At 48.6% G+C, this 26,044-nt stretch carries 29 protein-coding genes; 23 read left to right on the top strand and 6 right to left on the bottom strand.

All coding sequences use genetic code 11. The features are described 5' to 3' along the window. Window positions 1–31: 31 nt before the first annotated feature. Window positions 32–778, top strand: a complete 747-nt coding sequence (gene gpmA / locus JSU04_19140) for a 2,3-diphosphoglycerate-dependent phosphoglycerate mutase (GenBank protein ID MBS1972429.1) — start codon at window positions 32–34, stop codon at window positions 776–778. A 106-nt stretch (window positions 779–884) separates the two neighbouring features. Here gpmA and JSU04_19145 read toward each other — a convergent pair whose 3' ends face one another. Next, window positions 885–1,169 (bottom strand): hypothetical protein, encoded by a 285-nt coding sequence (locus JSU04_19145; GenBank protein MBS1972430.1) that lies wholly within the window; start codon window positions 1,167–1,169, stop codon window positions 885–887. 89 nt (window positions 1,170–1,258) lie between these two features. Between JSU04_19145 and JSU04_19150 the strand changes: the two genes are divergently transcribed. Beyond that, window positions 1,259–2,089 carry a LysR family transcriptional regulator gene (locus tag JSU04_19150; GenBank protein ID MBS1972431.1) on the top strand — a complete coding sequence of 277 codons (831 nt, stop codon included), beginning with the start codon at window positions 1,259–1,261 and terminating at the stop codon, window positions 2,087–2,089. A 22-nt stretch (window positions 2,090–2,111) separates the two neighbouring features. Here the strand turns inward: JSU04_19150 and JSU04_19155 are convergent, their stop codons facing one another. Beyond that, window positions 2,112–2,573 carry a hypothetical protein gene (locus JSU04_19155; GenBank protein MBS1972432.1) on the bottom strand — a complete coding sequence of 154 codons (462 nt, stop codon included), beginning with the start codon at window positions 2,571–2,573 and terminating at the stop codon, window positions 2,112–2,114. 237 nt (window positions 2,574–2,810) lie between these two features. Beyond that, window positions 2,811–3,128 (bottom strand): hypothetical protein, encoded by a 318-nt coding sequence (locus JSU04_19160; GenBank protein MBS1972433.1) that lies wholly within the window; start codon window positions 3,126–3,128, stop codon window positions 2,811–2,813. Window positions 3,129–3,451: 323 nt separating this feature from the next. On the opposite strand from JSU04_19160, the gene JSU04_19165 reads away from it, so the two are divergent. From JSU04_19165 to JSU04_19230, 14 genes are all read left to right on the top strand, one after another. After that, complete coding sequence (locus tag JSU04_19165; GenBank protein ID MBS1972434.1) at window positions 3,452–4,075, top strand: AgmX/PglI C-terminal domain-containing protein; 624 nt, start codon at window positions 3,452–3,454, stop codon at window positions 4,073–4,075. Between the two features lie 143 nt (window positions 4,076–4,218). Further along, entirely contained in the window at window positions 4,219–5,373 is a 1,155-nt protein-coding gene (locus JSU04_19170; GenBank protein ID MBS1972435.1) for an ABC transporter substrate-binding protein, read from the top strand. Between the two features lie 6 nt (window positions 5,374–5,379). Continuing rightward, a complete protein-coding gene (locus JSU04_19175) occupies window positions 5,380–6,276 on the top strand; it encodes a branched-chain amino acid ABC transporter permease (GenBank protein MBS1972436.1) in 897 nt (298 codons plus the stop codon). A gap of 2 nt (window positions 6,277–6,278) precedes the next feature. Beyond that, window positions 6,279–8,117: a branched-chain amino acid ABC transporter ATP-binding protein/permease gene (locus tag JSU04_19180; GenBank protein MBS1972437.1), complete on the top strand. Its 1,839-nt coding sequence runs from the start codon at window positions 6,279–6,281 to the stop codon at window positions 8,115–8,117. Further along, complete coding sequence (locus JSU04_19185) at window positions 8,104–8,826, top strand: ABC transporter ATP-binding protein (GenBank protein ID MBS1972438.1); 723 nt, start codon at window positions 8,104–8,106, stop codon at window positions 8,824–8,826. Before JSU04_19180 ends, JSU04_19185 begins: the two co-directional genes overlap by 14 nt. 403 nt (window positions 8,827–9,229) lie before the next feature. After that, window positions 9,230–9,697, top strand: a complete 468-nt coding sequence (locus JSU04_19190) for an Hsp20/alpha crystallin family protein (GenBank protein MBS1972439.1) — start codon at window positions 9,230–9,232, stop codon at window positions 9,695–9,697. A 14-nt stretch (window positions 9,698–9,711) separates the two neighbouring features. Then, on the top strand, window positions 9,712–10,791 hold the full coding sequence (locus JSU04_19195) for a universal stress protein (protein ID MBS1972440.1): 1,080 nt from the start codon (window positions 9,712–9,714) through the stop codon (window positions 10,789–10,791). Between the two features lie 38 nt (window positions 10,792–10,829). Continuing rightward, the gene (locus JSU04_19200; GenBank protein ID MBS1972441.1) at window positions 10,830–12,062 is read left to right on the top strand and encodes an imidazolonepropionase; all 1,233 of its coding nucleotides are present in this window, start codon (window positions 10,830–10,832) and stop codon (window positions 12,060–12,062) included. Window positions 12,063–12,190: 128 nt separating this feature from the next. Continuing rightward, a complete protein-coding gene (locus JSU04_19205) occupies window positions 12,191–12,622 on the top strand; it encodes a hypothetical protein (protein ID MBS1972442.1) in 432 nt (143 codons plus the stop codon). A 4-nt stretch (window positions 12,623–12,626) separates the two neighbouring features. Beyond that, on the top strand, window positions 12,627–12,827 hold the full coding sequence (locus JSU04_19210; GenBank protein ID MBS1972443.1) for a hypothetical protein: 201 nt from the start codon (window positions 12,627–12,629) through the stop codon (window positions 12,825–12,827). Window positions 12,828–12,989: 162 nt separating this feature from the next. After that, window positions 12,990–13,583, top strand: coding sequence for a hypothetical protein (locus tag JSU04_19215; GenBank protein ID MBS1972444.1), 594 nt, complete (start codon window positions 12,990–12,992; stop codon window positions 13,581–13,583). Next, entirely contained in the window at window positions 13,576–15,126 is a 1,551-nt protein-coding gene (locus JSU04_19220; protein MBS1972445.1) for a hypothetical protein, read from the top strand. The genes JSU04_19215 and JSU04_19220 overlap by 8 nt, the downstream gene beginning before the upstream one ends. A gap of 38 nt (window positions 15,127–15,164) precedes the next feature. Then, window positions 15,165–16,412, top strand: a complete 1,248-nt coding sequence (locus tag JSU04_19225; GenBank protein MBS1972446.1) for an FAD-dependent oxidoreductase — start codon at window positions 15,165–15,167, stop codon at window positions 16,410–16,412. A 76-nt stretch (window positions 16,413–16,488) separates the two neighbouring features. Beyond that, window positions 16,489–17,685, top strand: a complete 1,197-nt coding sequence (locus tag JSU04_19230) for an acyltransferase (protein ID MBS1972447.1) — start codon at window positions 16,489–16,491, stop codon at window positions 17,683–17,685. Between the two features lie 34 nt (window positions 17,686–17,719). Here the strand turns inward: JSU04_19230 and JSU04_19235 are convergent, their stop codons facing one another. Further along, entirely contained in the window at window positions 17,720–17,917 is a 198-nt protein-coding gene (locus JSU04_19235; protein ID MBS1972448.1) for a hypothetical protein, read from the bottom strand. Between the two features lie 324 nt (window positions 17,918–18,241). On the opposite strand from JSU04_19235, the gene JSU04_19240 reads away from it, so the two are divergent. Next, window positions 18,242–18,487 (top strand): hypothetical protein, encoded by a 246-nt coding sequence (locus JSU04_19240; protein MBS1972449.1) that lies wholly within the window; start codon window positions 18,242–18,244, stop codon window positions 18,485–18,487. On the opposite strand, the gene JSU04_19245 is transcribed toward JSU04_19240, so the two are convergent. Then, on the bottom strand, window positions 18,484–19,251 hold the full coding sequence (locus JSU04_19245) for an acyltransferase family protein (GenBank protein ID MBS1972450.1): 768 nt from the start codon (window positions 19,249–19,251) through the stop codon (window positions 18,484–18,486). The two genes, JSU04_19240 and JSU04_19245, sit on opposite strands and share 4 nt — an antisense overlap. Window positions 19,252–19,278: 27 nt before the next feature. Here JSU04_19245 and glpK point away from each other — a divergent pair, with 27 nt between their 5' ends. From glpK to JSU04_19275, 6 genes are all read left to right on the top strand, one after another. Further along, window positions 19,279–20,760 carry a glycerol kinase GlpK gene (gene glpK, locus JSU04_19250; protein MBS1972451.1) on the top strand — a complete coding sequence of 494 codons (1,482 nt, stop codon included), beginning with the start codon at window positions 19,279–19,281 and terminating at the stop codon, window positions 20,758–20,760. A 369-nt stretch (window positions 20,761–21,129) separates the two neighbouring features. Continuing rightward, on the top strand, window positions 21,130–22,005 hold the full coding sequence (locus JSU04_19255) for an HNH endonuclease (protein ID MBS1972452.1): 876 nt from the start codon (window positions 21,130–21,132) through the stop codon (window positions 22,003–22,005). Window positions 22,006–22,236: 231 nt separating this feature from the next. Continuing rightward, window positions 22,237–22,842 carry a hypothetical protein gene (locus JSU04_19260; protein ID MBS1972453.1) on the top strand — a complete coding sequence of 202 codons (606 nt, stop codon included), beginning with the start codon at window positions 22,237–22,239 and terminating at the stop codon, window positions 22,840–22,842. A 74-nt stretch (window positions 22,843–22,916) separates the two neighbouring features. Beyond that, window positions 22,917–23,846 carry a MarR family transcriptional regulator gene (locus JSU04_19265; protein MBS1972454.1) on the top strand — a complete coding sequence of 310 codons (930 nt, stop codon included), beginning with the start codon at window positions 22,917–22,919 and terminating at the stop codon, window positions 23,844–23,846. A 52-nt stretch (window positions 23,847–23,898) separates the two neighbouring features. Beyond that, complete coding sequence (locus JSU04_19270; GenBank protein ID MBS1972455.1) at window positions 23,899–24,780, top strand: SPASM domain-containing protein; 882 nt, start codon at window positions 23,899–23,901, stop codon at window positions 24,778–24,780. A 97-nt stretch (window positions 24,781–24,877) separates the two neighbouring features. Beyond that, window positions 24,878–25,783 (top strand): beta-sandwich domain-containing protein, encoded by a 906-nt coding sequence (locus JSU04_19275; GenBank protein MBS1972456.1) that lies wholly within the window; start codon window positions 24,878–24,880, stop codon window positions 25,781–25,783. Between the two features lie 3 nt (window positions 25,784–25,786). On the opposite strand, the gene JSU04_19280 is transcribed toward JSU04_19275, so the two are convergent. Beyond that, a complete protein-coding gene (locus JSU04_19280) occupies window positions 25,787–26,038 on the bottom strand; it encodes a DUF2945 domain-containing protein (protein ID MBS1972457.1) in 252 nt (83 codons plus the stop codon). Between the last annotated feature and the right edge of the window lie 6 nt (window positions 26,039–26,044).

A 26,044-nucleotide genomic window follows, 5' to 3' on the forward strand; every position in this document is an offset into this window, starting at 1 on the left:
TCAACTTTCGGACCACGCAAGGGAGATGTGAATGTACAAACTGGTGCTAATTCGCCACGGCGAGAGTCAATGGAATCAAGAAAACCGCTTTACGGGCTGGCAAGACGTCGATCTTTCTGAAAAAGGTCGAGCTGAAGCACTAAAAGGCGGCAATGCTCTCAAGGAAAAAGGCTTCAAATTCGACGTTGCTTACACCAGCGTGTTGAAGCGAGCGATTCACACTCTTGATTATGTCCTTAATCAGGTGGACCAAGTGTGGCTTCCTGTCCACAAAGAGTGGCGTCTCAACGAGCGTCACTATGGCGCTCTGCAAGGGCTAAACAAGGCTGAGACTGCCGCAAAACACGGCGAAGAGCAGGTTAAAATTTGGCGCCGTAGCTATGACACTCCACCTCCACCAATGGATAAAAACGATCCTCGTCATCCTTCACACGATCCACGTTACAAAGGCGTTCCAGCAAATGAGCTTCCGAGCGGGGAATCTTTGAAAGACACCGTTGCTCGTTTCTTGCCGCTTTGGAAAAACACCATCGCTCCTGAAATCAAAGCCGGCAAAAAAGTTCTGATCGTGGCCCACGGAAACTCTCTCCGAGCCTTGATGCAGCACTTAGAAAACATGACCCCTGATGAGATCATGGGCGTCAATATGCCGACAGGCATTCCGATGGTCTACGAACTCGACAAAGACTTCAAAGTTCTCAAAAAAGAGTTCGTCGGCGATCCAGAAGAAGTCAAAGCTGCGATGGACGCGGTCGCCAACCAAGGGAAAGCCAAGTAATGGCTTCCACCTTCGCCTCGGAAAAACAGCGCAAACTCTTTGCCGCCATTGAAAACTGCGGCGAGCTGGTGTTTGCGGCGGGTCCCCGGGGCGGAAGCCGGCAATCTTATCGAGTAGCCGCTGCTTGCGCGGTTTCGCAAGTTCCCACGTACGTCACGGCATAATATTCTACATAGCCGCCGTCGCCACCGGCATCTTCACACGTTGTTGAAGACGCACCTGTCAGTACCAGTCCCTGTTCTTTACAAGAATTCGCCAGAGAGTCTTTTGCGATCTCAAATGAGGCGCTGTCATTGCATGAAAACGGCACACGAGTGTTGGTATATGTAACCTGAGAGGCCCACGTTAAAGCGGGAAACAGGATGAAAGTCATAAGCAGTGCAGTTTTCAAGATCTCTCCTTTGTTTAAAGCCATCTTAGCTAAAAAACAGGCATAAATAAAGTGACTTATAACTGATATATGAGTAACTAATAGTTACTATGAAGCTTGAGAATCTGAACCTAGCCTATCTAAAGTATTTCATTGATGCGGTTGAGAGCAAAAGCCTGACAAGGTCGGCGGAGATCAATCACGTTTCTAGGCCCGCGGTCAGTAAGGCCATCCAGCGTCTCGAAGACTGGGCGGGGTTTGCGCTCGTCACTCATGAGAAAAAGCTCTTTCAGCTCACAAAAAACGGCGAGAACTTCTATCGCTATGCCAAGGGCGCTTTTCAGCAAATGGAAAATGTCTTTTCTAAGGAAGTCCAAGACTCGGGCAGCATTAAAGTCGGCTGCTCGGCAAGTTTGGCTGATACTTTTCTGACGCCGGTTTTGAAAACTCTCGAGGGGCTTGAGACAGCAAAAATCAAAGTCGGTCCCTCTTTACGCATTCGCCATCTTTTGCACGAAGATGAAATCCGCCTGGGGCTTGTGATCGACAATGTCGATGATTCCCGGCTTGAAAGGGAAGTCATTTACAAAGGCCAATTCCTTTTTGCCTCAAAGAGCGGGGAGTTCTCGGATTTGCTGATCACCACTGAAGATCGCCCCGAAGTGGCGACGGCTCGCAGGTATTTGGCGGCAAAGAATAAGAAAATAAAGCGGCATATTGAAGTTGAAAGTTGGACGCTGGCTTTGAAGCTCGCACAAACACTGTCGGGGACCTGTCTTGTGCCGGATTTTATGATTCAGAATACGCTCAAAAAAATATCAACCGCTGGTTTTAAGCACGGCTGCGAAATTGCCCTGATCCATAAAGGCCGGCAGTTCATGAGTGCGCTGGATACGAAGTGCATGGATTTAAGCCGAGCCTTGGCGAAGGAGCTGAGATAGTTACTCAGCTCCCGCAGCGAGTCTATTTGATAGAGCAAGTCTCTTTGATGACAGTCTTAAATTTGAAGAAGCCTTTTTCTTCAACGATAACTTGAACAGCTTGAATGGCCCCTTGATTCTTTGCTACGTGCAAAGTAGTGCGGGCATCGCTTGAGTATTGTTCTTCTGCCTTATGAAAAGAAACAGCTGAGACGATATTATTTTGGCTTGAGATACTCTGCAGAGTATAGCCGAAGCCAATCTGGAATGCACCTGAGCGTCGAGAGTCTAAATCGCCATTGGATTTTAAGACCGAAAGGGCCGCGCTGAAGCTGGTATTGCTTGCGCTAAGCTCCACTTGGCAAGGTTTGTTGTCTTGGGTTTTGCCCGACAGTGAAGCGGTATTTTTGCCAGAGGGGATGAGGTCCTGTAAATCTGAAGGAATCCCAGCCAATGCAGAAAAGCCTGATAAAACGACTGTTGTGAACACGATGAAGTTCTTCATTAAAAGTTCCTTTCGAAAATTGATTATTTGCATAGGCGAAAGTTAGCCTTTGAAACGAATGTAAACAAGACAATGTGTTGAACGCGGGACTCTCTCATATTTTTTGGTGAAAATATTCAAGGACCTTAGAGAAAGTAGCAAGCCAATGACGAGAAGCTCTCGGGTATAGACTTCGAAAAAAAGGGAGCAGTGAAGAATAGAGCCCAGGGCATGAATGAACCTTGGGCTCGCAGAAAACTAGTTTCTAGAGATGTAGCGGCAAACGTAGCCAGACTGTGCGAAGTTCGGACGTACAGATGTAGAAATAGACTGGCCAGGGCCAACCAATTTATCAATACGGTTTGTCACTGTGAAATCAGCATCACCGTGACCGCCAACGCGCACGAAAGTGAATTCAACATACTTCATATCCAAAGGACTATTGGACTTGTTAGTGAAATCACAAGAGTAGCTTGCTCCATGTTGAGTCAACTTACCGTAGTGACTGTCCATGAACCATCTTGCCTGAGCAGAAACCGCTGCGAATGTAAGAGCCAAAGCCAACATAGCTTTCATTGAGAACCTCCGTTGTTATTGCCCGATATCAAATCTAGGAAAGCTCTTTCCTGCAAGCATATCTTTATAAGCGCAGCGTGCTTCCAAATACAAAAAGGGAGTGAGCACTGTCGAATGTGGGTTGTGTTCACGGACATGACTCTGAGCCCGTCCCGATGTGAGATCGGGTCCTGTTGTTCCCGTTGACGGGTGTCGAGTCGTTCAACGGCTGACTAGCATTAGGAGGATTCCACAGCGACTGCGAAAATTCCCATAAATACGCACCTGTTGCTCCGGATTTCTCAGTTATATTGAGGAGGTATTAAACGCACACGGGGGTCATCATGAAATTCGCACTTTATTTTCTGATGTTCTTTGCGGCCTTAGCATCCTACGCCGGTGAGGATTTAGATCTTGGACTGACTCAGGCCGAGAATCATCCGTACGAAGTCGACGAGCTGGATTCGTCCTTTCAGGACAACCAGGTGAAAGCACCGGTTGCCAATACCGACAAAGCCAACACGGTGATGAAAATCGAAATGAACCAGGCAGAGCCGTCACTTCTGACTCCGGACCAGACAATGACGGATGCGGAGAAACTCGCTTTGGACAACCAACGCCGTCAAAAAGCCATTCGTAAAGAGCTGGCCGAGGGTGCCAGCATGGTGAAGTCGTGCATTACACGTAATAATAAGAACTTCCGTGGGACGCATGTGACTTTGCGCTGGATGGTTTCTCCGATGGGGAAAGTTCAAGAAGCGAAAATCACTTCAACCGATATCGGTGATCTCGCGATCCGCGATTGCATTAAGCGCGCGGCCGCAAACTTTGACTTTAGCGACGCCCGCGGGGATAAGTTTAAAAAATCGGTTGTCGAGTATACTTTCAAATTCAACAATAAGAATAATAAGTCACAAAAGACCAGTCAGAACTCTGGCAGCGGTCATACGATCGCTGATTCCAAGTAAGAAGATTCTATCTAGGAACCTTCTGCGGTTTTTCCATTTGCAATGTTAAGCTGCAGGGGTTCCGTTCTGTTCTACGAAGCACTTTGACTTTAAGAAGGCCCCCACGAAAACTCTAGAGCAAATAAGCAACTCTGGAGGATTCGATGAAATTAGGAATCTTGCTTTCAAGCCTTGTCGTACTCTCTCTGCTTGGCTGCACTAAAAAATCAGATGAAATTAAAATAGGCGTATATGGTCCGTTCTCGGGTGGTTCGGCTCCGATGGGACTGTCCATGCGAAATGGCGTGCAACTTGCGACCGATGAAATCAACGCCAGCGGCGGCATCCTGGGTAAAAAAGTCGTCATGGTGGACCGCGATGATGAGGCCAAGAACGAGCGCGGCGGCCAGATCATGCAAGAGTTCCTCGATAAAGAAAACGTCGTCGCGGTGCTTGGTCCTATCAACACCGGCGTTGCCGATGCCAGCACTCAGTACCCGAACCAAAAGAAAGTGCCTCAGATTATCAATGTCAGCGCCGGCGCCAAGGTGAATGAACTCTTCGCCGGTGGCAAAGAGAACTACGTCTTTCGCATCGCTGCGAATGATGACATCCAATCCAAGGTGATCGTGAACGAAGCTTTAAAGCGCGGCTATAAGAGGCCCGCCCTGCTTTGCGATGACACGAACTACGGTCAGAACGGGCGCGAGAAAATGGAAAATGCCCTTGCCGCAGCCAATGTAAAACCCGTGTATGTCGGAAAGTTTAAAATCAAAGACACAGATATGAGCGCTCAGCTTCAAGAGGCTAAAGCGGCAAAGGCCGATGTGATTTTGGCTTACGGCATCGGCCCTGAGCTTGCGGCGGTGTCAAATTCGATGGTGCGTATCGGCTGGAAGCCTGAGATGATCGGCAGCTGGACGCTGGCAATGTCTAACTACATCACGAATGCCGGTAAAAACGGCGACGGCACGAAAATGCCTCAAACATTTATTGAAGCGGCCGCAACGACCGAAAAACAGAAAAAATTCATTGAAGATTACAAAAAGAAATTCAACGAGTCGCCAATCACCTCCGCCGTTTCAGCAGCGCAAGGCTATGACTCTATGTATCTCTTAAAGTTGGCGATCACGCAAGCAGGCAGTACCGACGGTAAAAAGATCAAGGACGCCCTTGAGAACCTGAACGGGACCTACGAAGGCATCACAGGCACTTACAATAAGCCGTTCTCTGCAACGGACCACGAAGCGATTAAAGAGGCCAACGTGATGCTCGGAATGGTGAAGGACGGAAACGTTATTCAAGCGGATAAAAAGTAGTCCGCTATGACAGAGATTCTCCAGATCTTAGTCACAGGCAGTGTGTTTGGCATTATCTATGCCCTCATTGCCTTTGGCTACAATCTGACCTTCTCAACTTCAAAAACGATTAACTTCTCTCTCGGCAATATTATCATGTTAGGCGGCGTGGTGGGATTTTCCTGCTATGTTGATATTAGATCTGGCGCACTGATTGGAACACCTTACATTGTTCCGATCATCGCAGTCCTCGTTGCCGGTGTGATTGCCGGAGCTGCCGTTCACTCCTTTGCGGTGGAGCCTTCGCTCAAACTCAAATCAGAATACACCTGGGTGCTTGCGACGCTTGCTTTCGGGATTATTATCCGTAACGGCGCTGAGCAGCTCTGGTCCACGGGGGATTACCGCTTTCCTTCGCCGTTGGGAGATGATCCGCTTCGCTTTGCGGGGGTGGGTATTTATCCTCAGGAAATTCTAACGGTCGTGGTGGCAACACTGATTGTTTTTAGTATCGAGGCTTTTAAAAAGTACACGATCTACGGAAAAGCTATCCAAGCCGTCAGCGAGGACAAAGAGACCGCGATGCTGATGGGAATTCCCCAGCGCCAAGTGGTTCGGATCTCTTTTATGATGAGTGGCTGCATTGCGACGATGGCGGGTCTTTTGATTGCGCCGCTGACCTTCGTGTCGGCTTCGATGGGAACGGGAATTGGGATCAAGGCGTATGCGGTTTCGATCATCGGCGGTCTTGAATCCGGTAAGGGACTTGTCGTTGGCGGATTGATTTTGGGAATCTCAGAATTTCTGACGGCCCGGTATATTTCGAGTGGTTATAAAGAGCTGCCGGGATTCATTTTGCTGATTCTTGTGATCCTTGTAAAACCCAGCGGCCTCTTCGGCAGAAAGGTCATCAAAAAGGTGTAGACATGAATCCGAAGCTGCTGACCTTGTTGAAGTGCATTCTGTATCTTTTGCCGCTGCTGTTACCGGTCTTCGTTGATAACGAGTACTACGTCCATGGCATTCTCGGGCGGATTATTATTTATACCATCTTGGTTGTGTCGCTGGATTTGGTAACGGGTTACATCGGTGATATTTCCATCGGTCACGCGGGCCTTTTTGCCGTGGGCGCTTACACGATGGCGATTCTGAGTGCGCGGGCGGCGGATAATCAAGGCGGCTCGATCACGACATTTTATGAATGGCCTTTTTGGCTTTCGATGATGGCGGCTATTGTTGCTGCGGGATTTTTCGGTTTCTTACTGGGGTTTCCCTCACTAAAAGCTTCGGGACCCTATCTTGCTGTGACCACCATTGCTTACGGAATCATTATTCATACAGTGATTAATGAGCAAGAACTGCTGACGAATGGTACGAAGGGCATTCAGATGTCGAACCTTTCCGTCGGTGGCTTATCGCTGGGCGGGAATTATTTTATCTGGCTGATCTATCCGTGTTTGCTTTTAGTGATGTACTTTAAGCGCAATCTGGCACGCAGTTTCTGGGGCCGCGCTTTTGAAGCCATTAAGTACAGCAGCATAGCCGCTGAGAGCTGCGGAGTGAGTCGGTTTTATTTCAAAATTGCGGCGTTTGTTTTATCGGCCAGTATCGCAGGGCTTGCCGGTGCACTCTTTACTCATTTAGATAACTATATTGCACCCAATACATTTAATCTCGATTTTTCGATTCTTGCGTTGATGGCGTTGATCTTTGGCGGGGTTCGCTCAACGCTGGGGAACTTTATCGGGATGTCCCTCGTGGTGATTTTACCGGATCTCTTTACGTGGTTTAAAGATTATCGCTTGATGGTGTTTGGCATATTGCTTTTGCTGGCGCTCTTCTTTTTGCCGGCGGGGATTGCGGGTCTCATTCGCTTGAAATTAGAAAAGCGCTGGCCCGGGTTTCGCACTCATTATGATTTCGAAAAACTCAAAGAGCTCGGCCAAGGCGTGCAGCTTTTTAATCAGGAAAAAGCCGAAAAAGGCAAAGAGCCTCTGAAGCTCACGGCCCTTGAAATGCGCTTCGGCGGACTCGTCGCCGTAAATAAGCTCGATCTTGTCGTCAGTCCCGGGACGATTCACGGACTCATGGGTCCGAATGGCTCAGGAAAGTCGACGACTGTGAATCTCATCACTGGCATCTATACGCCGACGCAGGGGCAGGTGCTGGTCTTTGGTGAAAGCGTGAACAAGGTGAGCCCTCACCGGCGTTCGCTTTTGGGAGTGGCTCGCACATTTCAGAACTTGCAACTCTTTGGCGATCTGACGGTGCTTGAAAATGTGCTTGTTGGTTTGCATAACCACTATCGCTCCAGTCTCTGGGCGATTTTGTTGGGGCTTCCGAAGGTGCGTAAAGAAGAACTGCGCTATCAAGCGGAAGCTTACAAATGGCTTGAGTTTGTCGGCATCGCGCACTTGGCGGAAGAGAAAGCCAAGAATCTTGCCTATGGGCAGGCCCGACGGCTTGAGATCGCCCGTGCGCTAGCCTTGCGGCCGAAGTTACTGTTGCTTGATGAGCCGGCGGCGGGACTTACTTCGAAAGAGATCCAGGAGTTCAATTCTGTGATCATGAAAGTGAAACAAGAAGGCATGGCGGTTCTTTTGATTGAACATCATATGGAGATGATGATGCAGATTTCAGATGAAATCACCGTACTGGATTTCGGCAAAAAAATCGCCGGGGGTTCTCCTCGCGAGGTTCAGAAAAATCCCCTCGTGATTCAGGCTTACTTAGGAAAAGAAGGAGCCGAGCATGCTGGAGGTTAAAAATCTGATTGTAAACTACGGCGGCATTCAGGCGCTCAAAGGAGTTTCACTCTGGGTTCAGCCCGGAGAATTGGTCGCACTGATTGGGGCCAATGGGGCCGGAAAGACTTCTCTGCTTAGATCCATCTCTGGACTTGTCACTCCGCGCGAGGGAACTGTCGCTCTGTTTGGTAAATCTGTTGCAGAAATCCCACCCCACAAAAGAGTTGAGTGGGGGCTTGCGCATTGCCCAGAAGCTCGGCACGTCTTTGCGCAACAGTCTGTTTACGACAATCTTGTTTTGGGCGCTTACATCCGCACCAAAAAAGAGAAAATGAAAGAGATCCAACAAACAATTGAAGAGATTTTTACGATCTTTCCAAAACTCAAAGAGCGCCAAAAGCAACTTGCGGGAACTCTTTCCGGTGGCGAGCAGCAGATGCTTGCGATTGGCCGGGCGCTGATGTTGAAGCCACGAATTTTGATGCTGGATGAGCCTTCCATGGGATTAGCTCCGGTGATTATTGATGAGGTCTTTCATGTCATCGAAAGAATCAAAGCGCGCAAAGAGGTCTCAATCCTGCTCGTTGAGCAACTGGCATATCGTGCGCTCAGTGTTGCTGATCGTGGTTACGTGTTAGAGCAAGGGCTCATACGCCTCGAGGGACCCGCGCAAGATCTGCTGACCAATCCCGAAGTGAAGGCCGCGTACCTCGGCGTTGCAAAATAAGTGTTAAAGATTCTAAACAACAGCCTCTTTATTGCACCTACAAGTGACAGAAATCGTCTCCTATTTGCTACAATCACATTATCGCACTTCGTTCGATAACAAAGTTTCTTAACATGAATAAGAGTAACGTTCGCGTTGTGTTTTTTCGCTAGTTTCATTCGGAAGAGACAGGCATACTGTGACTGTCTCCTTGGTGTTGTTTTAGGTTACGGCCCTGTCAGCAGAGTAGATGTTCAAGCGGAAGTTGGATACGGTTTCAGTGGTATACGGATGTTGAAGTTGTATGTTGTTTCGTCAGGGCCGTGTTTTTTTTCGCAATATCTTCTTAATTCCTCCCATTCTTAGTCATAAGTCACCCGTAGAATAACAGTGTTAAAAGCTGTGCTTTTGCTTGGGGGTTCTTATGAGATACATGCCCACGATTCGCTCCGGGCGTAGCAGTTCGGGCAGTCACAAAATCCTGGCACGCTTTGATGATTTTTTTAATCGCTTTGAAAAAGCCTACTTCGATCATCAACGAGAACTCGCTGAGCATGAGAACGAAGCTCTGAGCGCCTTTATCCCCGATGTCGATGTTGAAGAATCAGAAACGATGTTTCTGATCACAGTGGATATTCCTGGCTTGAAAAGCAACGAGGTCCGTATTGACTTGAGTGGCAGTCAATTGCGAATCTCCGGCGAACGCCGACGCGCCACCCATGCCGACAATGAAAGTTACTACGAGCGCGCACACGGGAAGTTTCAACGAAGCTTCACCATTCCAGACAATATCGATACCAACAAGATCACAGCTCATTTTGATGACGGCGTCCTTAGGGTACTGCTGCCAAAACTGCATCTCACGGAGTTTCAAGAAATCAAAGTTATATAACAACGGAGAGACCTATGTTGAACGATCGATTTAAAATGAAAAAAATAATCTGGTCCATTGATGCTTTTGAAGAAAAAGAAGACCTTCAGGAGAAAGCAGCAAGGGTCCTGGGGGTCTTCCAGAATAAGACTTACGCGCAAATCGAGCCGGTGTTTGTGCTGGGCTCGACAGAAATGAACTGGCCGGTGGATTACAGCACCGAATGGATGCGCGAGTTTCAACAAAACCTGCGCGTGCACCTCGAAGAGGTGCTGCTCACGACCGGCTTTCCGCACATTCTGACTCCGAAGATTCTGGTGGAACCTTTGGCTTCAACGGCGGCGGCGGTTGAAACACTGCTGGATTACGCTAGTAAGCAACACGCCGATATGATTATTGTCAGCAGTCACGGGCGAAAAGGCCTTGATCGGTTCTTCTTAGGAAGTTTTGCTGAGACCTTGCTGGTTCACTCCTCAGTGCCTGTCTTGGTGATCGGGGCCGGGATTAAAATGGAGCCGCAGTTTAGTAAAATTCTTTTTCCGACGGAGTTCGGCGATTATGCGCGGGAAGTTTTTCGCAGAACAGTGTCAGCGGCAAAACAAATGAACGCGTCTGTCACGATTTATCATGCAGTGCCGATGCCGGCGCGTATCGTGATGGATTCGGGGTACTATCCTTCGCTTTACGGTGTTGAAGGTGAAATGGTTTCGCTCGAAGACTTCTTGCGCATTCAAGCGGATCATCAAAAGAAGCGTGCGCAGAACTGGGCCGATTGGGCGAAGTCTGAAGGCGTGCTATGCGAAATTCTCATCGAAACCGTCGGTGAGCAAGTCGACGATCTGATTTGCCGTCAAGCGACGACCACAGGTTCCGATCTCATCATCATGGAAGGGCAGAGTGGGCCGATTAAGGTCGCGCTCCTCGGCAGTATCGCCCGTAACGTCGTGCGCGCGGCTCCGTGCCCTGTGCTGGTCTTCCCACGCAATGCGCTTATTGAAAAAGAAAAAGAGGGCGCACCGATCGAAGCCGAGGAAAGCACTTCGGTGAACCGGGAGCCTTCTGTGGATTTAGGCTTTGCCAACAAACTGACGGACTCGCGGGATTTTGAGATTTAAGAGTTGCCAGGGTTTTGCCATGGGGCTACAAAAAACCTATGGCAAATCTACTTGTGACAAATATCAGCGAGTTATTGACCCTAGCCCCAGCGATGGCAAAGGAAGGCCGCAAGGTCACCGAGTCTGATCTGGGAATTGCGCAACAGCAAGCGATGTATATTGAGAAGGGCCGTATCGCCTGGATCGGTCCTCACAAGAAAATTCCTAAAGATTTAGCCAAGAAGAAACTTAAAGAAATTTCCGCAAAAGGCAGGACCGTTTTACCGGGCCTTGTCGAGTGTCATACTCATTTGGTTTTTGCCGGCAGCCGTGCGGCTGAGTTTGAGCTTCGCAATAATGGTGTGAGCTATCAAGAAATCGCAAAAAAAGGCGGCGGCATTCTTTCAACGATGAAGCAAACCCGTGCAATGCCCGTAGCGCAGATGAAAGTGCTTTCGCAAAAGCGCGCGGATATCTTTGCCGGTCAAGGTGTGACGACTCTTGAAATCAAGTCAGGCTATGCGTTGGATGAAAAAAACGAATTGAAAGTTTTAAAGGTGGCAAAGTCGCTTGCAGGCCCGCGGATTGTGACGACCTTCTTGGGCGCGCACGCAAAACCTCCCGAGTTTGACTCTTACAAGGCTTATCTGGATTTTTTGAAAGAAAAAGTTCTGCCTCAGGTGAAAAAGCAGAAGCTTTCAAATCGCGTCGATATCTATGTCGAAAACGGTTTCTTCGATAAAGACGACTCCCGCGAGTTTTTAAAAGCAGCTCAATCCTTGGGTTTTCAAGTTCTCATGCACGCCGATCAGCTCACTCTCAGTGGTGGAGCTGATCTTGGTGTGGAGTTGGGAGCTCTGTCGGGCGATCACTTGATTCAGATTGGGAATGCGCAGATTCAGAAACTTGCCAAGTCACAGGTGACTTGTGTTTTGTTGCCGGCGGCAGACTTATATATGAGATGTAAATATCCACCGGCGCGTGAGTTGATTGATAGCGGTGCGCGCGTGGCCTTGGCGACGGACTTCAACCCGGGGACCTCTCCCACGCAGGATGTGAACCTGGTGGGGCTGCTGGCGCGCTTAGAAATGAAGATGACTCTGCCTGAAGTGATCGCGGCCTACACGGTGGGCGGCGCTTATGCGCTCAATCTGCAATCTGAGGTCGGTTCTTTGGAGCTTGGCAAGAGTGCTGATTTTATGTGCATCGATTCTGACTGGCGGCAGTTGTTTTACTCCATCGGCGAGCGTTCCCCGACCTTGGTCTACCAGAGTGGAAACAAGATCTTTTAGAATTCTTAACAGAACTAAATAACGCATTGATTCCTAAAATTTAAGATTCTTAAAAAAGGTTTGAAAAAGGGAACCAAGTATTCCTAGTCTTAGAAATTGAAAGATATTTCTAGAGGGGAAAAATAATCATGAAGTCGTCTTATTCTACTTTGATGCAGTCGAAGTTTTTTAACCCGGCTTTCAATTCAGCCATCTTCGACGGACCGATTCGTATCTATTTTGCTCAATTCCACGAATCTTTGGCATTGAAGATCTACTTCATGATCCAACAGAAGCTGAATAACGAAGTGGCGCGCGCTAAAGAGATTTCAAAGGCCACCGGCGCAAATATCCTTGTGATGGTTTATCCTTCTGAAGAAAGCTTCCTCATGTCTTTTGAAAGTCAAAATCAAACGGCTCATCCACTGGCTTTAGAAAAGTGGAATGAAGATGTGGTTGTGGGCCTTCGAGGCCCTTTGGAAGACAATCATCTCGATCTTTTGGTTGAAACCATCGGTTTAGCGATTCAAAATTGGAAACCTTCTCTCAAAGCGGTCTCTGAGCTTCAGCACGAAGCTTAATTCAATGAAAACAAAATCCCTGACAAACAGACGCGGTCAAGTGGTGGTGGAGTACGTTTTACTCCTCGTCATCGCTGTGGCGGTGGCGGCCTTGATCACGAAGGAACTCGTGCGTCGCGACCCGGACTCTCCGGGAGTTCTTATTAAAAAATGGGATGATATTCTCAAAGAGATCGGCAGCGATCTTCCTGACAAATCTAATTAGTTATAAAAAATCGAACAAAGACCCGGCTCTTCGTCGTAGAAATTCCCCGACGTAGGATTTGGAGTTTCTCAAATTTGCACTCCCGGCCTGTTAAGAAATCTTTTCCGGCCGATAAAAGTTTATATGTTTTGGCGTCGGTTTGTTTGTCTTTTTTCAATGTCTATGATGATGGCTGGGTGCGGAGCCGGGACGGGGAAAAATCCTCATCCTGAAGATCTGCTGGCGCAGATCGTGCCGTATTGGGTGAGCATCACTTACACGCTCAATGGTCAGAAAGAAGAGTTGATGCCACCGTACCTGGTGACTCAGGCGATCTTTGCCGATGCTGCGACCGGGACTTGCACGGGGAACACGATGGAGGTCGTCTTCTCCGGCGGCTACAATCCTGAAAAAGTTTTTAATCTTGTGATGACGGGTGTGGATGCGACTTCGAGTTTTTCGGGAGGCAGTTTTTCTTTTACGGCGTGTATGTCGCCTGGAGTGGCGGCGGCGATCACGATCACGGCCTATGACAAAGACGGCAAGGCGATTCGCTCGCCATTGACTGTGTCAGTGGCGGCAATGACGGCCACGAAAACCTTGGGCTACGGACATCCGCGCTATCCCAACACGGGTTTTGAGGTTGTTGCAGCTGGTAAGCAAACCACCAATGGCACCGTCGTTATGACGAATATCGCAGCTAAGAAAACCACGTCGACGGGAAATACGGGCTATACCATGGATACGGGCTTCGTAATGGGAGTTGTGCATGAGTAAATTCTTTTTTCTTTTAACTTTTATTTTCGCCGCTCAGTCTGCATCAGCGCAGTATTTTAATAATCGCGCAGTGGTACAAGGTTATCTGAAACAAGGTACGACGGCTTTGAATGATACAGCTGGTTTTCCGATGCGCTTTATTGTGAAGCGCGGAACGACAGAGGTTTGGTGCCAGACATCTTCTTCGTCAGTGCCGGTGGTGAATGGTGTTTTCAATGTGGTGTTATCTGGCAATGCGAATTGTGACTCTTTAACAGCGGCGTTGAGCCCGTCGGTGTTTTCACATACGGCGAACACAGATACTTTCACCTTTGATGTGGTGGTTGATATCTTGAAAGACGGCTTTGGCGGCGCGGATGATGCCACGTTCGCGGGGATTGATATCGTCTCTTCACCCATGGCGATGTATGCGAATGCTGCGAATTCGGCACTCACTGCGGTGACAGCCACCAATGCCACCAATGCGACGAATGCAACAACGGCGACGACAGCAACGACGGCAGGTAATGTGACCGGCACCGTGGCCTTAGCCAATGGGGGTACGGGAGCAACGACGGCGGCGGCTGCAAGAGCGGCTTTGGGCTTGGGCTCACTTGCCACCGTGAATACTTCCGGTGTTGCCACTCAGTATTTGAAAGGTGATGGGACTTGGGGAACTCCGGCCAGTGCGCCGGTGACGAGTGTGGCAGGCCGTACAGGGGCTGTGACACTGACAACGGCGGATGTCAGCGGCCTTGGAACTTCGGCGACAATGACAGCAACTGCGTTTGCACAATCAGCGAATAATCTTTCAGATCTTGCCGATGCAGCCACTGCTCGGGGGAATTTGAATGCGGCTGCAAAAGGTGCCAACACCGATATTACCTCCGTGGCTTTAACAGGAGCAGGCACTGCTTTAGCAGTCACTAATAATGCTACGATCGGCGGCACACTGACGGTGACAGGAACTCTGAGTGCGAACCTCACTGGCAACGTCACTGGAAATTTGACCGGGGTCGCACGCCAGGCCTCTTCGCGAGTGGCTCTGGCAACCACGGGGAGTGGGACCGCGTATGTTCTGACGAACACAGTGGGCATTGCCACAGGACCGGTTGCGGGCACCATGGTCAGCTTTAAGTTTCATACAACCAACACTGGAGCGGCGACATTGAACGTCGATGGCACCGGCGCAAAGAGTCTTTTCAGCAAACGTCGTGGTGTGGCCGTGTCGGCAGGAGACTTGGTCTCTGGCAGCTTTGTGACGGCTGTATATGATGGCACAAACTGGGTTGTGGATATTCCGGATCTTTACTTCACAGCTTCTAGTTTAAGTTGTGGAACTTCGGTGACGGCAAATCAAACGGCCAACTGCACGGCGATTACGGCGGCGAATGTGAACGCCGGGGACTTGGTCCAGTGTTCACCGAGCGCAGATCCAAATTCTAAAGTCCAATGGAGTGCCTTTGCAACCGCGGGTAGCATCACCATCCGGGTGGGTTGTAATAATAATACCAGTGCCTGCACGATGACGGCGGTAAACTGGAAATGCATTGTTATGAAATAGGCCTTGTTTTTCCGCCGGAAACTTCATCAAATAAAGTCATGCAAATAAAACAAGTGGATATCTTGATTGTCGGAGCTGGCATCATCGGCAGCTCTATTGGTGCGGAGCTCTCTCGTCGTGGCGCAAAGGTTTGTGTCATCGATAAAGGCACCGTCGGCAAAGGTTGTTCTTACGGAAACGCAGGCTGGATGACTCCGTGTTTTGCGATGCCTCTGCCGATGCCGGGCATGCTTTTAAAATCTATGAAATGGCTGATGGACCCGCAAAGTCCGCTGTATATTAAGCCCTCTTTCTCGTGGGACTTGGCTTCGTGGATGATGAGCTTTCTTAAAGCCATGAACGAAACACAAGCCCGCCGCGCGGTGGAGTGCTTGGTGGTGTTGTCGCAAAAGAGCCTCGAAGAATACCAGAAGCTCGGGCAGAAATATCCCGAGATCCGCTTTGAACAAAAAGGCCTCTTGATGGTCAGCCGTACGGAAGCTGGTGTGGCTTCTGCCGTCGAAGAACTCAATTATGTGAAAAACCTCGGCGTGCCGGGAAAAGTTTTAAATAGCGATGACATTCAAGCGATGGAGCCGGCCTTGAAGGCGCCGCTCTTGGGTGGCGTATACTTCTCGCACGAAGCGATGGCGGAGCCTTTCTTGGTTGTGCAAGCGATGGCGCAAGAAATCCGCAGCCACGGTGGTGAGATTTTAGAAAACACCGAACTTCACGACATGGTTGTGAATAACGGCAAGATCGAAAAAGTTCTAACTTCGGCAGGCGAGATCCATGCAAAGCAAGTCATCGTCGCCACCGGCAGCTGGTCGAAGAGCATGGCAAAGATGCTGCGCCTTCGCGTGCCGATTTTGGGTGGCAAGGGTTATGCGATGATCGTTCCGAAACTTGAAAAGCAACCGCAGTATCCGATGATGCTGGTTGAAAAAAAGATCGCGATCACGCCTCGCCAAAACACGTTGCGCATTGCCGGGACTTTGGAGCTCGTCGATCAGGATTTCTCTATCACCCAAAAGCGCGTTGAAAACATCAAGCGTGGCGCCCGTGAATTCCTGCATCTGCCGGAAGAGTTGCAAGTGCAAGAGCTCTGGGCGGGACTTCGTCCATGCACGCCAGACGGTGTGCCATTGATCGGCCGTCATGACCGGATCAATAACCTTGTGCTGGCAGTAGGGCATCAAATGCTCGGCCTGCAAAGTGGATCGGGCACGGGCTTACTCGTTGCGGATGTGGTTGAAAATAAAACGCCGTTCGTTGATATGGGTGTGTTGAATCCGAACCGGTTTTAAGGTTTAAGTCTAGATATATACATATTCTTGTTTGTAAACATTGAGTTGCATTGTCCACTCATTGGATAATGTAATTGTGATACGTAATATTCTCACACGTATAAATTTTGGAATTGAAAGACGAAATCCTGCTATCGATTTCCTCCGCGGTCTTTCAATTTTCGTTGTCGTTCTGCTTCACTTCGGAATGTATTATACGTCAGAAGTTCCAGGGGTTCCCAGAGTCTTTTCTTTTGCATATTGGGGGTATTTTGCAAGAAATGGCTATCTCGGAGTTTCTGCATTCTTTGTCATCTCAGGTTATTTAATCACAAGTAGGTCATTGGCTCGTTTTCAAGATCTTTCTCTGATCAAGTTTGACGATTTTTATAGCTCTCGCTTTGCACGAATAGCTCCGCCCTTATTGCTTTTAGTAGGTGTGAATTTGTTACTGTACTATCTTGATGAGCCGGGATTTCAGATTCAGAACCTCGATAAGTTTGCCGCATGGGAAATTTTTGTGGGTGCAGTCACAATGCGTCTGAATCTCTATTGGAGCCCGTCCGTCACCGGACTTGGGCTCGGAGTTTTGTGGTCTCTGTCTATAGAGGAGGCTTTCTATGTGGGCTTTCCTATTCTCGCAAAAATTACTAGAAAACTGGCAGTGCTGGTTGCATCGCTAATTGGCCTTGTTGTGTATGCACTAGTTCACAGGTATCAAACATCTTATCCTGAAACCTTCTTTGGGTATTTTAGTTGTTTTGATATGCTTGCCTTTGGCTCTCTCGCTGCGATCTTTCAGAATAGATTTCCGAAATTTAAGACGAAGATGCAAAAGCCCTGGTTAAATATTTTTGCACTTATCTGCATGATCATATTTTACATTTCTCATCATGATCGTGAGTGGGAAGTGTGGGGCTCAAGTGTCTTCGGTCCAATGGTTGTACTGTTCATTCTTTCCGCGGCTCCTCAAGGAGACTCTAAAATGTATACAGGATGGTTCTCTCGGTTGATGCGGGTAATGGGCCTTTATTGCTATGAAATCTATTTGCTTCACATTGTAGTGATTCAATTGACGACACACTATGTTTTTCCAGAGTTGAATTCCACAGACTTCTTTAAAGGAGCAGTGGACATTTTCTTCTTTTTGGTGTGGGGAATAACTCTCGTAATATCAATTCTGATAGCGGAGTATTTTTCAGAACCTGCGCGCCAGTTTTGCTTACGAATGTATCGGCGTCTTCATGCAAAGTATTTAACCACAGAAACGGACTTTCAAGTTCTTCGTGAATAAAGAAAAACCCCGAGTGATCGGGGTTTTTTGCTTTCTAGCGACCGTGATGTGGGCCTGGCATGATCGGGCCATGGCCTGGGCCGTGAATTGGATGGTGCGGGTGATGTGGCGGTGGAGGAGGAGGTGGTGGACGATGCGGACCATGATGAGGTGGGCGGAAAGCGTCGAAAGCGAAAGCGCCTCCGCTCATTGCTGTCACGAACAAGAAAACGGCTAAGAAAGATTTTTTCACATGTTCCCCTTGGTTGGTGTTGAGTGCGACAAATTTTGTCGACGTTCATTTTCTAGCAAAGGGCCTTTTGTTGAATCAATGAAACAATGGTGGAATCACTTCCAGAATTCTCGTGAGTGTGCGTTCATTTGCCAAGCATAATGGCACCAGCAAAAAACAATTATGGAAGGGTGTTTTGATTCTAAGCGAATCATTTGAGAAACTAAGGAATAGTGGAAGATAACGTCATCTCAAATCGATGCACTTTTAAGTAGGTCATCTTGGGACGAGAGGATTCACCGTCGAAACTCGTCTTATCTAGGAAGCTCTCAAAAGGGGGTTCCTATGCGGATCGTAACTTTAGTTGTTATTGCACTTCTTATTACGGGTATTAGTTTCGCTGACGATCGTTTGGATCAAGTTCCTGCTATGTCCGGTAAAGTTGAAATTATGGATCAGCTCGGACTGATACAGCACGCAGACCCTACGGCGCGAGTGATGATTCCGCCACGAAAGAAAACTCAGAAGGCGGCTCCTCCTGTGCAAGTCAGAATTCACCACTTGGCTGATATCATGACGGATGGGGATTAGAACAAAGACTTTCTTTTGCGAAGCTCGTTGTGAAGAGCGGCTTGCATTTTTTCCTGGATTTCATCGCAAATATCGCGGATGAGATTCATATCCGTCGTGGCTTTCTTGCCGTACGGAAGCTGAATGGGCTCAAGAAAAATAATTTTCCATTTCACCGGCAGTGGTACTACATTGAGTGGCAGTGGAATCACCAGGCCTTTTAAAAATTTGGTGAGCTTAAGCTGGCTCAAGTTGATTTGACTTTCTTCAGCGCCGATCACCAGACATGGAACAATGGGGGCGCCGGTTTCTAAAGCCATGCGCACAAAACCGCGACGGAACTCTTGCAGCTCGTACATCTTTTGTGTCGGTTTAAAGTTGCCAGCTTCGCCCTCTGGAAAGATCACGATCAAATGGCTCTTTTTTAGCTCCGCTACGCCGTTGCTGTAAGTGGCTTCGGTAAAGCCCATTTTCTGTGCGGGCAGGGCGGTGGTCTTCGTCAAGAACCAGAAATGATGGGTGAGGACGCGGGGAATGCGCTTGGCGTTCTGTGCGAGGATGTGCGCAAGAAGTGCCGCATCAATTCCCATATAGCCCGAGTGGTTGGGGGCGACAATCACAGGTCCTTTGCGGGGTATGTTCTCTAGGCCCTCGATTTCCAAGCGGAAATATTTACGGACGAGCTCCATCAGCCAACGCGGAAGAACGCGAAAGAGCAACACATCCCGATCGAGATTCTTCAGATTAAAAACTTTTTCGTTGGGTTTCCTAAAAAAATTTATCATGATGGTTGGTGCCCAGGGAGTTTGTCTATGTCTCGTTATATCATTTCCATTGATCAAGGTACAACTAGCACGCGTACAGCGATTGTGAACCAAGCCGGAGGTCTCGTCGGTCAGCAGAACGAAGATTTCCGCCAAATATTCCCGCAACCGGGTTGGGTCGAGCATGACCCTGAAGATATCTGGAAGACAACGCTCAATACTCTGAAGAAAACCATGGAGCAGACTCGCATTCGCGGGGATCAGATTGCCGCAATCGGCATTACGAATCAAAGAGAAACCGTGGTTGTGTGGGATCGCAAAACCGGCAAGCCGATTTACAACGCCATCGTGTGGCAATGTCGTCGGACGCAGGACGTTTGTGAGAAATTGAAACGTAATAATAAAGAAAAAGTCATCAACAAGAAAACGGGCCTAGTGATCGATCCGTATTTCTCAGCGACAAAGATCCAATGGATCTTAAAAAACGTCCCAGGCGCCAAAGAGCGTGCTCGCAAGGGTGAACTTGCGGCGGGCACGATTGATACGTTCTTGCTGTGGCGTCTTACGGGCGGCGAGTCGCACAAGACGGATGTCAGCAATGCTTCGCGCACGATGCTAATGAATATTCACACGGGCTGGTGGGACGACGAATTGCTGAAGCTCTTCGAAGTTCCAGAGTCTTTGTTGCCAGAGATCGCGCCTTCAAGCGGTGAATTCGGTGTGACGAAGGGCCTTGATGTGATTCCAGATGGAATCCCTGTCGCGGGTATTGCGGGTGATCAGCAAGCGGCCTTGTTTGGACAGACTTGTTTTGATGCGGGCGATGTGAAATGTACCTTCGGCACGGGCAGCTTTATTTTGCTCAATACTGGTTCGAAGCCCGTGGCATCGAAATCACGATTGCTCACGACGATTGCGTGGAAACTGCGTGATCAAAAAATGACTTACGCTGTAGAGGGCGGAGCTTTCATCTGCGGAGCTGCGGTTCAGTGGCTGCGCGATGGTTTGCAATTCTTTCAGCATAGTTCGGAAGTGGAGCAACTTGCGGCTTCAGTGCCAAGTAGTGAAGGCGTCGAGTTCGTACCGGCACTGACAGGCTTGGGTGCGCCACATTGGAACCCAGAGGCCCGTGGCGTGTTGTGGGGTTTGACCCGCGGTACGACGAAGGCGCATGTCGCGCGCGCGACGTTGGAAGCGATGGCTTTGCAGAATGTCGACATCTTGACGGCAATGCAAAAGGATCTTGGTAAGAAGTTGCGTTCTATCAAAGTGGACGGTGGTGCTTCGGCGAATAACTTATTGATGCAGATGCAGGCTGACTATTCGGCGACGGAAGTGGTGCGCCCACAGATCGTCGAAAGCACGGCGATCGGTGCCGCGTATCTTGCGGGTCTCGGTGTTGGATTCTGGAAAGATGTGAATGAAATCAAAAAGATCTGGAAGAGCGATAGAGCTTTCAAAGTCGAAATGGCGGCGAAGGATCGTAAGACGCGTCTTGATCGCTGGGAAAAAGCGGTGAAGAAGGCTTAGGACTTTTTCTTGAGTTTTGAATTCACAATTTGAAAACGAGTTCTGAAAAGAACTCGTTTTTTTATTTTCGTATTAGAAGAAAAATTCTCTTGCAGCCTATTTTTGGCTCTTTCAATCTGCATAAATTGCGTTTTGATTTCCTCCTTGTGATGGATGGTGCGAAAGACCTGATCGCGGTTCTCAGAGGAGATAAACGCGTTTTAGCCACCTTCAAGATCTTGCTCTGAATAGCACTTGTCTAATAGAAAAAACCTAAAATTCAATCTCAAAAACCCGTGGTAGATTACCTCTGAAATTTTACATCCGCTACGGAGGTAATGTATGCAAAGATCTTTTAGAGTGAATCACCTTTCAAATTCAGAGTTGCTTTTGCGCTTTAATAAACTTGTGCAAACTGAAAGGAAAATCACTCATCTGGTTTTAGAGTGTATTGCGGAAATTGATACGCGACGCCTTTATTTGGAGAAGGCCTATCCAAGTCTTTATGAATTTTTGGTTAAAGAATTTGGCTATAGCCCTTCGGCAGCAGTGAGGAGAATAGAGTCTGCAAGGCTTTTGCGGGAAGTGCCTGAGGTGGCGGTAAAAATTGAAAGCGGCGCTATTAACCTTTCTCAGCTCTCGAAAGTACAGCAGGCAGTGAGAGTGGTGCAAAAAACTCAAGAGAGAAAGATGGATACTCAGGAAAAGACTGAGCTTATTGCTCTTATTGAAAATACCACCCAAGAGCAAACGCAAGTGATCCTGAACCAGAAACTTTCTATTCCCATCACGACTGTATGTAAGCAAAGACATCATGCGGATGAGTCTGTGACTTTAACCATTCACCTCACTAAAGAACAGATGGAGATTTTGACTCATGCTCGGAATTTAATTTCGCACGCAGTTCCAGATAAAAACTGGAGTCAGGTATTCAGCTACCTAGCGCAAAAAGAAATCACTCGTAGGACCGCTCTGAGGAAGAGAGCGCCTGCTCAATGTGTCCTAAAAGCCGATTCTACAACCGCCACGGTGGTTGGAAAACCGCTGACTCAGGCTGTGAAAAAGTCAGTTTTTGCTCGCCAGGCTTGTTGTCAGTTTAGAGATCCTAGCTCGGGTAAAGTCTGTGGGAGTAAGCGCTTTTTGCAGGTGGATCATAGGCGGCCTCAATGGGCTGGGGGAAGCAATGATCTTTCAAACCTGCAGGTGCTCTGCGCTCAGCATAATCAATACAAATACCGTCGAGAGAGTTTTTGTAGTTATTCATGAAGGCATCGGACGAAGATGAGGCAAATCGCGAGATGCCTCATTCCCCCGCCGCATAATAACCCTCCTCCTATTCATTTCACTCCCATTCCACATTCGTCTATACAGTAGACGTTCCTGAATTAAAGCGCCTGTTCGCCGGGGAAAATCGTTAGGATTGGGTGCGGATGTCGCTTTTTTCGGTAATCTCTCGCTAGAGCGCTTATAACTAGCTCACTCACAAATGAGGTTTTTATGAAAAAACTCGGTCTTGTCCTTACCACGGTTTTATTTAGTACTCAGGTTTTCGCGGCGGCCACTCTCCGCGTTCCATTGCTCTTGAATGACGGCCGTAGCGATAAGAATGTTCCTGTCGCAGCCCTCAATGCCAAGCTCGCAGCTAAAGGCATCCAAGGCTTCCCGGAATCACTCGATATCACCGCAGACACTGGTTATCAGACCTTTGATGCTGCTCAAAAGAAGCTCGCTCAGATCCTGCAATCTTTGGGTGAAGATCCCAATGAAATGAGCTTCGTTACAGGTCTCTTCCCGACGGAAATCGACACCGCTCAATCGAAAACTTGCTACACCGGCAACCCAACGGAAGTGCCAGACGCGATCAGAAGCTTGATCGATATCGGTTACTCCGACCAGCTCAATATGTTTGCGTTGAAGTACAAGCAAACGGCGACGGCGATTGACGAAAACACAGACCTCACTGATTCAGACACTCAGGATTTCTTAAATGGCTCTGATCTCTGGAAAAACTGGAAGGGCCAAGGAGAATCGATCCTGATCCTGTCTTCCATCGGCGACGGTGGCGACGATCTCCAAGAGTCTTTGATTCCGAGATGTAAATAAACGGTATCCAGGCCGCTTTGGCAGGTTGAATCAACATAGTTGACAAAAGCAACTATGTTGATTACACAGGTCGCATGAAAAAGAACCTGCAAAAGAACGTCTTTACGATCCGCAGTTTCAGCCGTAGCTACACGGATAAACTCGGAATCCTCAATGAAAAGCCCTATGATCCATCGTTAAACCTGACGGAATCCCGGATTGTGTATGAGCTCGCTCAGCATCAACAGCTTCGCTCGAAGGATCTGCTGGGTTTGCTAAGTTTGGATAAAGGATATCTCAGCCGAGCTCTGGCTTCTTTGAAAAAGAGAAAGATATTAACCGAGCATCAAGGCACCGAAGACACCCGGGAAAAGTGGCTCAGCCTGACCGAGAAGGGCTCGCAGCTTTTTGAAAAGATCGACGGAATTTCTATTGAGAGAACCGAAGAAGTCTTGCAGCACCTTTCGCCCTTTCAGCGTTCTGAACTGAATCAGCATTTGGCAGCCGCGCAACTCATTTTAGATCCAAAACAGAAAATCGATATTTCCGAAGTACAAATTCGTGATTTAAAACCCGGCGACCTTGGCTGGGTTATTTCTCGCCATGGCGAGATCTATGCGGCTGAGTATGGCTGGACTATCGACTTCGAATTTCTAGTGGCTGACATCGCCAGCCGGTTTGCGCAAAAAAATGATCCAAAGTTTGAGAGGGCATGGATTGCAGAGGCCCGAGGACTGCGCTTAGGCTGCGTCTTTTTAGTAAAAGAGGACGCTAAAACAGCAAAGCTTCGAATTCTGCTTGTCGATCCGATGGCGCGCGGCCTTGGGTTGGGATCCCGTTTAGTTCAAGAATGCATTCGCTTTGCCAAAAGCTGCGGCTATAAGCAAGTCACCTTGTGGACGAATGATATTCTGACTTCAGCCCGAAAAATCTATGAAGCTGAAGGCTTTGTTTTAGAGAAAGAGGAAAAGCACACAAGCTTTGGAAAAAAACTCAACGGGCAGTATTGGTCTAAAACGCTTTAGGCCTCATAAATAGTCCTCGCCAAAATCCGCCACAGGCGCTAATCTCGGGCCTGTGGGAAAATTCAATAAGGTAAACATCGAAATCGGCAATATCTGCAATCTTCAGTGCAGCTTCTGTCCCCCCGTGGAGCGAGAGAAGGCCATGATGAGTATTGAGATGTTTACCTCGATCATCGAGCAAGTAGCCCCTCTGACAGAACAAGTGACCCTGCACCTGATGGGCGATCCCTTAGTTCACCCAAAGCTTGCCGAGTTCCTGACAGTCTGCGAACGCTTTCAAGTGCCGGTGTTTTTCGTGACCAACGGAGTTCTCCTCAACACCGTTCGCGAAGAGCTGTTACTAAATCCCATCATCCGCCAAGTTAATTTCTCGCTGCATAGTTTTCACGATAATTACGGCGATAAAGATCCAAGCATTTATCTCGGCAAGATTTTTAAATTCACCGAACGCGCTTTTGTTGAGCGTCCCGAGTTGTACATCAACTACCGCCTGTGGAATCTCGAAGCTCCGGTCGGAGTCGGGGCGCAGAACCGCTCGATGCTCGAACGCGTGTGCCAGCACTTTAATTATGAATTCAATCGCCAGATTGATGTGCGCCAAAATAAAAGTGTGCGCATCAAGAACCGCTTGCACTTGCACTTTGATACCGAGTTCACATGGCCCGCCCTCGATCTACCTTTGCTTGGTGGCCGCGGTACTTGTTACGGACTTTCAAGTCATTTCGGAATTCTCGCCGACGGCACGGTGGTGCCATGCTGTCTTGATAAAGAAGGCAAGATTCCGCTCGGCAATGTGAAAGAAGCGCCGATCACAGATATTCTTGCAAACGAGCGTTCCACAAAAATCCTCAAAGGCTTCCGAGATAATAAACTCGTTGAAAAACTCTGCCAGCGCTGCAATTACATCACGCGCTTTGCTGATCCTGTCATTTAGAGCCAATCTGCGCCTGTTTCGGTGAGCACGGAACTTGCTTTAGAGAAAAACGGTGAGTTTAACCAGCCGTTTTGGCTCCAAAGTAAAGGATCGTAGAATGTTAACAACTACCAAAAGAGTTTTGGCAGCGGCACTGGCGCTTTCGTCGCTGGTGGCAAGTAACCCTTCCTTGGCTGCGCTTGAAGGTTCAGCCCGCATCAATCAAGTGACGCGTAAATCTGGTGGCCAACTTTATCGTGCTTACTTAGCTAGTCCGATTTCGCTTTCTCGTGTTTCCATTGATGTTCTTTCGGCGAAAGCCAAAATCCATGACGCCGCCATCGTGACTGCATCCATGGCGAGCATTCCGCTTTATAACTTGCAGGAGACCGCTGTGATCCCAGCCGGGAAGAGCGCGGTCTCTGAATATATTAATCGCAATGACTTGATCATCGCTGTCGATGTTCAAGCAGAATCTTTCGGTGCCGTTGCAGATTTGCGCTTGCGCGTGGCTTCGGAAGATGGTGCACCTAAAATCTCGGCGGTGATTCCGCAAGATAGCTCCGGTTCTTTGAACCCAGCTCCGCCTTCATCGCCTCAGCCACCGCCATACTACCCACAACCAACTCCGCCGCCACCACCACCTCCACCAACGCCGACTCCGCCAGAAGTGGTGTACTTGAGCTATCCGTTCTCAAACCGTGGCAATCAGAAAATTTCTTGCTCAGCAACCGACAAGGGCTGGGAAGAGCACTGGGGCGGGCACGGCAGCTGCGGTGAGTGCTTGAAGAAACACGGTGAGTGCATTGAAACTTGCACAGCAACCGACGTGGTTGTGTACGGCACAGGCTATGATGTTTACGGACGCATTGCGAAGTTCGAAGGCCGCGGTGGTGATTCTTACGATGCTCGTCGCGATATGCAGCAAGTGTGTGATTACTACCGTCTGACTCGCTGTGAATCTGATCCTGGAAAATCAGACTCGACAAACAGTGACGTGGTTTCAAGACGTTCTTGCAAATAGTCCCTACTTAAAAAGTTTGATGTCGAACTTCTTCGTGGCCTTCGGGCTGCGAAGTTCGGTGGCCAATTTCAGTGCCAGATTGCCGGCCTCTGAACGGACCAGATAGGCCGGTTTTTCTAAAGTTCCATGACGGGTGATTTTTTTACCTTTGATTTCCTTGGTCACGGACTCCGTATAGACTTCTTCGACGGTGCCCGAAACCGGCTTACCGAGCCATAGCCATTCGACTTTGCTTTTTTGTTTGAATTTTTCCATAGTGTC

The organism is Bdellovibrionales bacterium, from assembly GCA_018266295.1.
Taxonomy (GTDB): Bacteria; Bdellovibrionota; Bdellovibrionia; order Bdellovibrionales; family Bdellovibrionaceae; genus JACMRP01.